This window comes from Rhodocaloribacter sp., from assembly GCF_056451265.1.
The window spans coordinates 1-11383 of record NZ_JBWOPL010000015.1; the positions used below are offsets into that span (position 1 = coordinate 1).

Here is an 11383-nt window from a genome sequence, read left to right on the forward strand (position 1 = left end):
TGGTGGCCCAGGGGTTGACGAACAAGGAGATCGCCGAGCAACTGTTCATCAGCCACCGCACGGTGGACACGCACCGGACGAACCTGATGCGCAAGCTCAACGTGAACAACGTGGCCGGCCTGGTGCGCTATGCCTTTCAACAGGGGCTGGTGCGCTGAACGGTTCGTTCCCTCGCCTGCTGCGGTAACGTGGGAAGGCTGACGGCAGGCTCGGGGAGGGCATCGCCTGTAGCCGGATGGATCATCGCCTACAGGCGCGGCAACGCATACGCCGCTTCGCTTCGCTTCATCCCGCCAACCCGCATTATACGGTAAATCCCGTAGCCCGAATACGGTGTCGACCGGAGGCATCCCGGTGACGGGCTCTCTTAGATTACAACCGTGCCTGCCGCTTCTGTTCACCGAATCACCTCTCAGCGGCAGCCGCGCCCGATATACCAGAGAACCGACTCGAACGCCCATGTTTTTTCTTCGGACCCCCTCCCTCCCGGCCCTGATGGTCGGCCTTCTCCTGTTCACCGGCTGCGGCCTGTTCGGAAGCGACGACCCGGACACAGCCCTCGCGCTCGGCACGATGAAGGCGCAGATCGACGGCAAGGACTGGGAAGCCGTCAATGCCACGGCCAACCGCGTCTCCGTCGGCGGCCTCACACAGGTCACGATCACCGGGGCCACGATCCAGGCCGAGGGCATCAGTTTCAGCCTCACCGATACCGGCCCGGGCTCCTACACCATTGATGATCAGGTGGACCCGGCCCGTGATGTCTTGTCTGCCTCCTACACCCGCTCCATCGGACAGACCTACCTCGCTCAGAGCGGCACCCTCGAGATAACCCGGTTCGACGAGGAGGCCGTCGAAGGCTCCTTCAGCTTCGAAGCCCGCAACACCTCCGGACAGGTCGTCTCGGTGACGAACGGCTCATTCCGCGTCGGCTACGGTCCGTCCATCGGCTCCTGATGCCCGCGCTTCGCCCTACTCCTTCAGACCCTGACGTATTCAACCATGTCTTTACTTTATTCAACCATGACTGTACAGCGACTCTTTGTGATGGCTTTGCTGCTGACGCTCCCCCGGAGTGCCGTCGGGCAATGGACCTTCCTCAGCGGAGACATCTGGGGTCCTGAGGACATGGCCGTTATCGACGGTGCCGTCGTCGTCACATGCGACGGCGCCAGTTGCGAAGCACCGGCCTATATCTCAACGGACGAGGGGGACACGTGGACGCCCTTTTCCTCCGCCTCGGCCCGTGAGGCCCGAGCGGTCGAGGCCTTGCCCGACGGCTTCTTCCTCGAACTCAGTAATCAGGAGGCCGTCTATGGAACCCCGGACGCCGCGACCTGGACTTCGACGACCCCCGCATCGGGGAATGTGACGTCCCTTTTCTACGATAAGGTCGGCGATGTTCTCTATGCCACCACCCAGAGCCTCAACCTTCGGATCAGCCGCGATCGGGGAGCGACATGGGAAGATGGCGGGGTGTTATCCAAAGATGATGAACTCTCCTGGGTGCATGCCCGTGGCAACCGTATCTTTGCCGGATACAACCAGAGCAGCGCCGTGTCCGGCGCCAAGACGTTTCTTTCGTTGGATGGCGGCGACACGTGGACGGAACTAGGTTTTTCAGACACGTCGGGGGGGTTCGTTGCTCCCAATGGCGACCTCTACCTACTCCAGAATGTGGGCGGCACCCTGACGAACACGACCACGCTTTTCTACAGCAAGGATGACGGCCAGACCTGGACCGAACGCTACCGGGCGCCGCGGGTGGGCCTGCAGGGCCGTTCGACGCCCCTGCGCGCTCGGACCCAGGTGTACGTGGAAGGGACTGATATCCTGCTGGTCGCCAACGACCGGGTATACGTCAGCCACGACGGCGGCGACACCTGGGAGGACAAAAGCGAGGGCATCATTCCGGACAAAATCAAGTCAAGCTACGCGACGCGGTTCCTCATCGATGGCGACACCGCTTATCTGCTCCTGCGCAGCGATCTGGGAGATGTGCGCGACGGCTACGGCGTGTACAAGCGGCCGGTCGCAGAGCTGGGCCTGACGGGCAGCACCCGTGTGGCGAACGAGTCGCCGGCGTTGCCGAAGGTCTTCGCCCTGCATGCCGCCTACCCGAACCCCTTCAACCCGCAGACCACGCTCAGTTTCACGCTCGACCGGCCCGGTCCCGTCCGCCTGGCCGTCTACGACGTGCTCGGTCGCGAAGTCGCCGTCGTGACCGAGGGGCTTCACGGGGTGGGCACGCACCGGTACGCCTGGGACGCCGGGACGCTCGCGAGCGGGCGCTATCTCGTGCGCCTGGAGACGGACGTCGGCGCGCGTGTCCGGCGGGGGGTACTGGCGAAATGAGCAGGCTTCCGCTCGGTGGGCCGGCGTGAAGCCCGGCCTGCGGTGAGGATCCAACCGATTGCACGGTCTCGCTTCCGCGGCGGATCGGAAGCAGGGCAGGGGCGTACACGGAAACGGTTTGCACGCCTCGGCCGGCGCGACCGGACGGTGCGCTCGAGTACGATCCTCCCGAACACGGATGCAAGCGATTCTCTCCACCCTTCAGACCTATCAGATGTGGGCCTATGCCGCCGTGCTCACGGCGATGCTGGCGTGGGAAAGCCTCCATCCGTTCTTCGATCTCTTTCGAGGCTCGCCGAAAGCGCGCGGCGTGCATTTCGTCCGGAACATGCTCCTCGGCGCGGTCAACTCACTCCTCATCGCGGCGGTGTTCGTGGGGTTGTGGCTGGCGACGGCGGAGTGGGCCGCCGCGCATCACTTCGGCCTCATGAACCGGCTCGGCGCGGCGCTCGGCCTCCCGGCGTGGGCACACGCCCTCGGCGTGATCCTCCTCTTCGACGCGTGGACGTACACGTGGCACCGCATCAACCACCGCATCCCCTTTCTGTGGCGCTTCCACCGCGTTCACCATGCCGACGCGCAGATGGACGTGACCACGGCGGGCCGCTTTCACGTCGGCGAGATCTTTCTCTCCTCGGCGCTTCGCATCCCGCTCATCGCGCTCTTCGGGGCCTACGTATGGGAGCTCGTGCTTTATGAGACGATGATGTTCGCCGTCGTGCAGTTTCATCACGCGAACATCGCGCTGCCCGAGAAGCTCGACCGCGCGCTCCGGGCGCTCATCGTCACGCCCGCCATGCACAAGGTGCACCATTCCCGTCGGCAGCCCGAGACCGACTCGAACTACAGCGCCTTCCTCTCGCTGTGGGATCGCCTCGGACGCTCGTTTCGGCTGCGGAAGAACCCCGCCGAGATCCGCTTCGGCCTCGACGCCTTCGACGACCCGGAGCACGAGACGGTGAAAGGACTGATGAAGATGCCGCTTCTGGACGTGGCGCGGGAGCCGGGCGAGGGACAGGGAGAAGCATCCCCCAAAAAATCGCCCCATGGATCCGGTCAGGCGTCCCGGCCATGAGGCGATTCGAGTGCCGGTGCGGCTCTTTCATCCGGCGTGAAGTCTGCCTGCCGAAACCCCCTCTCGTTCGCGCCGTTTCACGGGCACACACCGGAACGACGCATGAGACGGCCCCTCTACCTCGACTATAACGCCACCACGCCGGTCGACCCGCGCGCGCTGGAACGGATGCTCCCGTATTTCTCCGAGCACTACGGCAACGCTTCGAGCAAGGCGCACGCCTTCGGGTGGACGGCGGCGGAGGCCGTCGCGCGGGCGCGGGAGGAAGTTGCCGCGCTCCTCGGCGCGGAGCCGGAAGCGATCCTGTTCACGAGCGGCGCGACCGAGGCGATCAATATGGCCGTCAAGGGGGTGGCGGAGGTGTACGCGCCGAAGGGGCGCCACCTCGTCACCGTGGCGACGGAACACAAGGCCGTGCTCGGGGCTTGCCGGGCGCTCGAACGGCGCGGCTTCACCGTCACGACGTTGCCCGTCGGGCCGGACGGCCGGGTGACGCCCGAGGCGGTGGCCGAGGCCATGACGGACGAGACGATCCTCGTGGCGGCGATGTGGGCGAACAATGAGACGGGCGTGCTCCATCCCGTGGCCGAGATCGGCGCGGTGGTGCGCGCGCGCGGCGCGCTCTTTCTGTGCGACGCCACGCAGGCCGTCGGCAAGGTCCCGGTCTCGGTCGAAAACGTCGATCTGCTCGCGTGCTCGGCGCACAAGTTTTACGGGCCGAAGGGCGTCGGTGCGTTGTACGTGCGGCGGCGACGCCCGCGCGTGCGCCTCGTGCCGCTGCTCGACGGAGGCGGGCAGGAGGGCGGCCTGCGCGGAAGCACGCTCAACGTGCCGGGCATCGTCGGGATGGGGGCGGCGGCAACCCTCGCGCGGGAGGGGCTGCCGGAAGAGGCCGACCGTCTCCGCGCCCTCCGCGACCGCATGGAGGCCGCTTTCCGCGAAGCGCATCCCGGCGCGCGCATCAACGGCGTCGACGCGCCGCGCCTGCCGCAGACGGCGAGCGTCACGTTTCCCGGGGTGCGGGCCGACCGGCTGATGGCGCGGCTTCGCGCTCTGGCGCTCTCGCCGGGCAGCGCGTGCTCCTCCGGCTCAGGCAAGCCGAGCCATGTCCTCAAAGCGCTCGGCCTCTCCGACGATGACGCCGCCGCCACGCTCCGCTTCAGCCTCGGACGCTTCACCACCGAAGCGGAAGCGACCTTCGCCGCACAAGCGGTCCGCGAAGCCCTCGAAACGCTCCGCGAAGAACGTATCGAGGCGTAGTCCCGGCGCGCGTCAGTAGCGTCGCGAAGTGTGAACGACTTTCCTTTTTTCCGCCCATCCATCCAATGCGAACCATGGAACCGATCGTCAACCGCGTTGCCGAGAGCGACATCGAAGTGTACAACCTGGAAGCGCTGTGGGACGGCGCGCCGGTGGTCGAGCTCGACCTGGAGCCGTTCCTCGTGCAGGGGCTCGTGCTCCGCGAGCGGGAGTTTCGGGCGCACGTGAAGGCGCACGACTGGTCGCAGTATGCGGGCGCGCACGTCGCCGTCTATTGCTCGGCGGACGCCATCGTGCCGGTGTGGGCGTACATGCTCGTGGCTTCGAAGCTCGACGGCGTCGCACGCTCGGTGGCGCACGGCCGGGCCGGAGACCTCATCCGAGACCACTACACGCGGGCGCTCGAAGCCGAGGACTGGTCGCGGTATGCGGGGCGCATCGTGGTGGTGAAGGGGTGCGGGAACCGGACCGTTCCGACGAACGCCTTCGTGATCGCTACGCGGAAACTTCAGGCGGTGGCGCAAAAGCTGATGTACGGAGAGCCGTGCTCGTCGGTGCCGCTGTGGCGGCGTCCGAAGGCCGAAGCGCCGAAGGGGCGTCCCGTCGCCGCCCGCCCGGTCGCGCCGCCGGTCGCGGGTCGGAAGGACTGAGCCGAAGCCGCGTGGAGCGCCGCATGGCCGTATCCTCTTTCCGCAAGCGCGTCGGGCGGCTCTTTCGCCGGATCGGGCGCGGCCCGCTCGCGCAAAAGGCGTCGGCGTTCGTCGAACGCCGACGGCGGTATCTGCCCGTCGTCTTCTTCTTCGGCGGCGTGGCGTGGGACGCGCTCACGCTCCGGCGCATCGACGCCGCCTTCGACAACCTCGTGCTGTTCGTCTATCTGGCGCTGGCCGGCGGGCTCATCGTGACCGGCATTCTCGGGGCCTCGGGGCGTCTCCGGCAGCCGTGGGCCGTGACGTATCGCGCGTGGATTCCTTCGGCGATTCAGTTTCTCCTGGGCGCGCTCTTCAGCGCCTACGTCGTCTTCTATGCACAGAGCGCTTCGTGGACGGAGAGTTCGCTGTACCTCGTCGTGCTCGTGGCCCTGCTCGTCGGCAATGAGTTTTTGCACCGGCGGGCGGCGAACGTCTATCTGCTTCTGGCGCTCTATTTCCTTGCCGCCTTTTCGTTTCTCGTCTTCTTCCTTCCCGTCGTGACGAAGCGGCTCGATTACGCCGTGTTTCTCTCCGCCGGAGCGGTGAGCCTGGCCGTGCTCGCCGCAATGATCGCCCTGCTCCGGGTGCGGCGCGCGCTCGGCCGGCGGCAGACCGCGTACGCGCTCGGCCTCGTGACGGGGCTGTTCGGGCTGATGAACCTCTTTTATCATCAGAACTGGATCCCGCCCGTGCCGCTGGCGCTCCGCGACGGCGGCGTGTACCATCAGGTCCGGCGCGAGGGGACGGCGTTCGTGCTCCGGTATGAACCGACGCCGGGCCGCCTGTGGCTCGATTCGGACCGGCGCTTCCGCTATGCCGTGGGCGACACCGTATACTGTTTTACCGCCGTCTTCGCGCCGACCGAACTGACGACGAAGGTCTTCCACGCGTGGGCGTACTTCGACGAGGCGCGGGGGAGATGGGTGGAGACGGACCGCATCGGGTATGCGCTCGTGGGCGGGCGGGACCACGGCTACCGGGGCGTGACGTGGAAGCGATACGTGCATCCCGGCGCGTGGCGTGTGGAGGTGGTCACGGAGGCGGGGCAGGTGCTCGGACGCATCCGCTTTCGCATCGAGCCCGCCGCCGGCTCCGTCCGCCGATGGCGCGAGCGACGGTACGAGTGATGGCCGGGTCGGCGGAAGCGCCCGAGGGGAAAAAGTCTACCCCCTCGCCGGAGCGGAAACATTATTTGTTTGAACAGCATATCGGATGCGCCGCGCGCGACCTCCGGGGCCAATCCGGAAGCCGCGCGGGCGTTTTCCTGCTCCCTTTCCTCAACCCCATTCCGTGAAGAAGCATGAAGCATGTGCGTTTTCCCCTGATGGCGATGGTCGTCGTCGCCTTCCTCGTGGCCGGTTTCTCCTCCCTTCGAACGGCAGACGCGCCCGCTCCACGCGACGGCGCGCGCGCCGTGTACAAGGTAGACAAGGCCCACTCGTGGATCGGTTTCAAGGTGCGGCATCTGGGCGTGAGCAACGTTCAGGGGCAGTTCAAAGCGTATGACGCCGCCCTCGAGATGGAGGGCGACGACCTGAGCACCCTCCAGGCCAACGCCACCATCGACGTTGCGAGCGTGGATACGGGCGTCGAACGGCGGGACAACGACCTCCGCTCGGAGCGCTTCTTCGACGCGGCAACGTATCCCGAGATGACGTTCGTGAGCAAAGCCGTACGAAACATCGACGGCGAGACGTTCGAACTCGTCGGCGACCTGACGATCAAGGACGTGACGAAAGAGGTGACCCTCGACGCCGAATACCTCGGACGCGCCCGCATGGGCGACTCGGAGCGCGTCGGCTTCTCGGCGGAGACGAAAATCAACCGGAAGGACTTCCACCTCAACTTCGACCGGCTGACCGAGGCGGGCGGCCTCGTCGTCGGGCACGACGTGCGGATCATGCTCGAGATCGAGGCGGTCCGGCAGTAGTCCCCCGGCGGCCCTTCCGAAAAGCCGCCGCGTAATTTGCCGTGAAGGGAACGGGCTTCCGGGAGAAAAGCCTTATTTTGTATCGGTTCCGATGAACGAAGTCGGGCCGGCCCCTTCCTCGTGCGACTTGCGTACATGACCGACGGCGCAGGCGCTCTCACGCACTCCGAAATCCGCATTCCGATGAGCATCACGTTCGGCGTTATCGTCTTCCCCGGCTCGAACTGCGACCACGACGCGTACCACGTTGCCAGGCACGTGGCGGGGCAGGAGACGCGCTTCATCTGGCACAAGGAAGCCCGCCTCGGCGACGTGGACGTGGTGATCGTGCCCGGCGGTTTCTCCTATGGAGACTATCTCCGCGCGGGCGCCATCGCCCGTTTTTCGCCCGTCATGAAAGACGTGGTTCGGTTTGCCCGGGAGGGCGGGCTCGTCATGGGCATCTGCAACGGCTTTCAGATTCTGTGCGAGAGTGGTCTTTTGCCCGGCGCGCTGATGCGGAACGAGTCGCTCCGCTTCGTCTGCAAAAACGTGCACCTTCGGACCGAGAACGCCGGTACGCCCTTCACGAATGCGCTGGAGCCGGGGCAGGTCGTCGAGATCCCGATTGCGCACGGCGAGGGCAATTATTACGCCTCCGCCGACGTGCTCGACCGGCTCGAAGCCAACGGGCAGGTGGTCTTCCGGTATTGCGACGCGGCGGGGCGGGTCACCTCCGAAGCCAACCCGAACGGTTCGGCGCGCGGCATCGCCGGCATCGTGAACGAGGGGCGCAACGTGCTCGGGATGATGCCGCACCCGGAGCGATGCGCCGAGGCGGTGCTCGGCAACGTGGACGGCGCGCTCCTCTTCCGATCGATCCTTCGTCACTTTGCCGCCGAGCCTGCCGGCGCGGACCTTGCGCAATAGACGCCCTCAGCCGAGCAGTCCCACGGCGAGCGTGACGGCAAGGGTGAGAAGCATGCCGGGCAACAGCGTTTTGCGAAGCGCGGGCGCCCCCATGGCGAGGACGATGCCGCCCTTGACGAGCGTGTTTGCGGTGACGGCGAGCACGATGGCGCGCGCGGCCGTGCGAAGCGCCAGGCCGCCGTCCGCTTTGCTCAATTCCGCCATCGACAGCGTGATCGCATCCACGTCGGCGAGGCCGGAGGCGACGCTGGAAAGATAGAGGCCCGTGTCGCCGAAGGACATTCGCGCCGCATGGGCGAGGACGAGGATGACCGCGTAGAGGAGCCCGAACGAGATGGCCGGGCCAAGCTCGAAAGGGTTTTTGAAATGGTCCGGTCCCCCGTCGCCGTCGCCGGTGCGACTGAAGTAGAGGTAGGCGCAATACGCGAGGGCGGCTCCGGCGCCGGCGGTCATGGGCAGCCACACGATGCCGAGGAGCGTGCGGTTGATCACCGCCACCTCCACGAGCACCCGCGCGAACATGACGATCCAGGCCAGGAGGATCGCCAGCGCGAAGGGCTTGGCGAGGGACGGGGCGGTGCGGCTGCGCTGGGCAAAGGTCAGCGTGACGGCAGTGCTGGAGGCGAGGCCGCCGAGGAGACCCGTCAGGCCCACCCCCCGGCGCGTCCCCACGACCTTGATGAGCACGTAGCCGAGGAAGCTGATGCCGGAGATGAAGACCACCATCAGCCAGATCTTGTAGGGGGAGAGCACGTCGAACGGCGGCGGCCCCAGCCCTTCCCGGGGAAGCACCGGAAGCACGATGGCCGAGATGACGGCGAACTTGAGCGTGGCATACACGTCCTCGCGGGAGAGCCGCTTCGCGAACGTGCGTGTCTGAAGCTTGGCGGCGAGCACCACCGTCGTGGCGACCCCGAGGGCGACGGCGAGCCCTATATACCCCCACGCGCACAGCGCACCGGTGACGACGGTCAGGGCGGCCGCCGTCTCCGTGGTCATGCCCGCCTCGCCGCGCGCCGCCTGCGTGAAATACGCCACCCCGATCATCGCCCCGATGACCAGCAGCAGCGCCGCAAAGACGAGCATCTCGCCGGAGACCCCGCCGAGGAACGCCGCGCCGCAGCCGAAGAGCCCGAGCAGCGCAAACGTGCGCGCGCCCGCGAAAAGCTCGAAGGCGCCCTCGTCCTCTTCCCGGAGATGGGCGTATTCCCGCTGAAGACCCACCAGGAAGCCGATCACCAGCGCGGCGCCGAAGCGATAAAGCAACTCGAGCGGGGCGATGGCAGGCTCCAGAGGATGCATCGGCGTGGAGGTTGGGTGAGGCGGGAACCCCGGAAGTAAAGACTGCCCGCTCCGAGAATCAACCGTCGGGGCGGGCTTCTTCACGAACCCGAATCCACGCTCGGACGTAGACAGGGGCCCATTGCTCCGGCGGAGGCCCTCCGCTCTTTCGTTCAACGCGCAAACCCATGATAAATTTTTCCGCCGCCCCCGTGACCCTTCTATTGTTGGTCCTCAACGTGATGGTCAGCGGGTACGCGCTGTTCTCCGATCCCGGTCTCATCGACCGGCTCGCCTTCAAGCCGCGCCGCATCCGGGAGAACAAAGAGTATTATCGCTTCATCACCGGCGGTTTCGTGCACGTGGGATTGGGGCACCTCGCCTTCAATATGCTGACGCTCTATTTCTTTGGGCCGTATCTCGAATATGTGGTCGGTTCGGGGCGCTTTCTTCTGATCTACTTCGGCTCGGAGATGGCCGCACACGCGTTGACGATGGTTTTGCAGCGAAAGAACCCCGGCTACTCCGCCGTGGGCGCTTCGGGAGCGATCAGCGGTCTTGTCTTTGCCTACTGCCTGTTCAATCCTTTTAGCCGCATCGGGCTGTTTTTTGCTATCTGGATCCCGGCCTGGCTGTTTGCCGTCGGCTTCGTCGCCGTCTCGGTGGTGGCGATGCGGCGGCGGGAGGCGGGATCGGCGGGCGGCCTGGCGCACGAGGCGCATCTGGGCGGCGCGCTCGGCGGCATCGTGCTGACGATCCTGCTCGAGCCCCGCTCGCTGGAGCTTTTTCTGGGACAGATCAGCCGGGTGCTGTGAGGGAGGACGTGTGTGCGGCGGGCGCTCGGGCATCGAAGAGCGGCGCGCCGTTCATAAGTCCGTTATTGATCATGGGTCAATTAACCATTTCTTAAAGACTTGCGGGCGCATAAGCCGTTATTGTTTTTGCATTCAAAAAATCTTTGGCGTATCTTTGCGTCACCTCATGCCGCCTGGAAGCCCTCTCCGCGAGGGTTCCTCAGTCGCGAGAACGAAAACAATGGGCAGCCGAAAGCTCGACCGACATACTGGTCGGGCTTTTTGGCCCCAGGGCCTTTCTCCTCTTCCATGGTTCTCGGCGGCAGGGACGTGTGTGGATATCTGTGTGAATGATTTGTGGATTAATTGCCCCTTGCCGCGTCTTGACATCGCCTGCCTCCGGCGATATACTGCGCGTAGTGCCTGAGGGCACTGTTCCTTGACGCGACTGAGTCTCTGGGCTGCATGAGGTCAGCCCGCAACGGGCCGAAAGGCCCGGCGGAACCGATGCGACGCCCCGCCCTGTCGGAGCCGGAAAGTCGGCCTTCGGGTCGACGGGAAGGCGCGGACAGGGGGGATGCCGGCGCGGTGCGCAGATGATCCGTTCGATGGAGCGGCCGTTGCTTGCGACGGTCGCTGCGCGACGGAGAAGATGCGCACACCACGCGGCGGCATGGCGCAGGGCGGCGAACGCGGAGATGCTTCGGCATCGAAGCGCAAACCGCTCTGAGCAGGCGAAACCCCGGTGCACGCAGCGATGATCCCGGTTCTAGGAGCGGGGTGAAGCGCGGCGGACACCGGCCGTCAAAGCCGGCGCCGGTAGACCGGACGGGAAGCGCACGTCGTTCGCGGCGTGCGACGAACGCCTGGCGCACCGGCGCAAACGCCGAGACGGAACGCACCGGCGGAAGCGGAGATGCTTCGGCATCGAAGCGGAAACCGGGACGCCGGGAACGACGCATCGGAGCGAGCGGAGCGGAACGGCTTGCCGAAAGGCGGGCCGGGAAGGCTGCGCTCCTGAAACCGCAGCGGGCTGAAACAATGATACCCGTGGCGCGGAAGCCGTGTGCCCATGCGGCGGACGACG

The 11383-nt window shown here is 66.0% G+C and carries 11 protein-coding genes; 10 read left to right on the forward strand and 1 reads right to left on the reverse strand.

Annotated elements, in window-relative coordinates; translation table 11 throughout:
- Nucleotides 1–2 precede the first annotated feature (2 nt).
- From AC1HIY_RS01595 to purQ, 9 genes are all read left to right on the forward strand, one after another.
- A complete protein-coding gene (locus AC1HIY_RS01595) occupies nt 3–158 on the forward strand; it encodes a response regulator transcription factor (RefSeq protein ID WP_479574958.1) in 156 nt (51 codons plus the stop codon).
- A 301-nt stretch (nt 159–459) separates the two neighbouring features.
- Entirely contained in the window at nt 460–957 is a 498-nt protein-coding gene (locus AC1HIY_RS01600; RefSeq protein WP_479574948.1) for a DUF6252 domain-containing protein, read from the forward strand.
- Between the two features lie 45 nt (nt 958–1002).
- Entirely contained in the window at nt 1003–2355 is a 1353-nt protein-coding gene (locus AC1HIY_RS01605) for a T9SS type A sorting domain-containing protein (RefSeq protein WP_479574949.1), read from the forward strand.
- 178 nt (nt 2356–2533) lie between these two features.
- Complete coding sequence (locus AC1HIY_RS01610; RefSeq protein WP_479574950.1) at nt 2534–3430, forward strand: sterol desaturase family protein; 897 nt, start codon at nt 2534–2536, stop codon at nt 3428–3430.
- A 102-nt stretch (nt 3431–3532) separates the two neighbouring features.
- Complete coding sequence (locus tag AC1HIY_RS01615; protein WP_479574951.1) at nt 3533–4690, forward strand: cysteine desulfurase family protein; 1158 nt, start codon at nt 3533–3535, stop codon at nt 4688–4690.
- 74 nt (nt 4691–4764) lie between these two features.
- Complete coding sequence (locus AC1HIY_RS01620; protein ID WP_479574952.1) at nt 4765–5340, forward strand: DUF2480 family protein; 576 nt, start codon at nt 4765–4767, stop codon at nt 5338–5340.
- 23 nt (nt 5341–5363) lie between these two features.
- Entirely contained in the window at nt 5364–6509 is a 1146-nt protein-coding gene (locus AC1HIY_RS01625) for a DUF2914 domain-containing protein (RefSeq protein WP_479574953.1), read from the forward strand.
- Nucleotides 6510–6682: 173 nt separating this feature from the next.
- On the forward strand, nt 6683–7312 hold the full coding sequence (locus tag AC1HIY_RS01630; protein WP_479574954.1) for a YceI family protein: 630 nt from the start codon (nt 6683–6685) through the stop codon (nt 7310–7312).
- A gap of 183 nt (nt 7313–7495) precedes the next feature.
- Nucleotides 7496–8221 (forward strand): phosphoribosylformylglycinamidine synthase subunit PurQ, encoded by a 726-nt coding sequence (gene purQ / locus AC1HIY_RS01635; protein WP_479574955.1) that lies wholly within the window; start codon nt 7496–7498, stop codon nt 8219–8221.
- Between the two features lie 6 nt (nt 8222–8227).
- Here the strand turns inward: purQ and AC1HIY_RS01640 are convergent, their stop codons facing one another.
- Nucleotides 8228–9523 carry an MgtC/SapB family protein gene (locus AC1HIY_RS01640; RefSeq protein ID WP_479574956.1) on the reverse strand — a complete coding sequence of 432 codons (1296 nt, stop codon included), beginning with the start codon at nt 9521–9523 and terminating at the stop codon, nt 8228–8230.
- A 167-nt stretch (nt 9524–9690) separates the two neighbouring features.
- Here AC1HIY_RS01640 and AC1HIY_RS01645 point away from each other — a divergent pair, with 167 nt between their 5' ends.
- Complete coding sequence (locus tag AC1HIY_RS01645) at nt 9691–10317, forward strand: rhomboid family intramembrane serine protease (RefSeq protein ID WP_479574957.1); 627 nt, start codon at nt 9691–9693, stop codon at nt 10315–10317.
- Nucleotides 10318–11383 lie beyond the last annotated feature (1066 nt).

Bases quoted from the DNA above. Each gene is read 5' to 3' on its own strand.
- AC1HIY_RS01600 (WP_479574948.1), top strand. From the start codon at position 460: ATGTTTTTTCTTCGGACCCCCTCCCTCCCGGCCCTGATGGTCGGCCTT.
- AC1HIY_RS01605 (WP_479574949.1), top strand. From the start codon at position 1,003: ATGTCTTTACTTTATTCAACCATGACTGTACAGCGACTCTTTGTGATG.
- AC1HIY_RS01610 (WP_479574950.1), top strand. From the start codon at position 2,534: ATGCAAGCGATTCTCTCCACCCTTCAGACCTATCAGATGTGGGCCTAT.
- AC1HIY_RS01615 (WP_479574951.1), top strand. From the start codon at position 3,533: ATGAGACGGCCCCTCTACCTCGACTATAACGCCACCACGCCGGTCGAC.
- AC1HIY_RS01620 (WP_479574952.1), top strand. From the start codon at position 4,765: ATGGAACCGATCGTCAACCGCGTTGCCGAGAGCGACATCGAAGTGTAC.
- AC1HIY_RS01625 (WP_479574953.1), top strand. From the start codon at position 5,364: ATGGCCGTATCCTCTTTCCGCAAGCGCGTCGGGCGGCTCTTTCGCCGG.
- AC1HIY_RS01630 (WP_479574954.1), top strand. From the start codon at position 6,683: ATGAAGCATGTGCGTTTTCCCCTGATGGCGATGGTCGTCGTCGCCTTC.
- purQ (WP_479574955.1), top strand. From the start codon at position 7,496: ATGAGCATCACGTTCGGCGTTATCGTCTTCCCCGGCTCGAACTGCGAC.
- AC1HIY_RS01640 (WP_479574956.1), bottom strand. From the start codon at position 9,523: ATGCATCCTCTGGAGCCTGCCATCGCCCCGCTCGAGTTGCTTTATCGC.
- AC1HIY_RS01645 (WP_479574957.1), top strand. From the start codon at position 9,691: ATGATAAATTTTTCCGCCGCCCCCGTGACCCTTCTATTGTTGGTCCTC.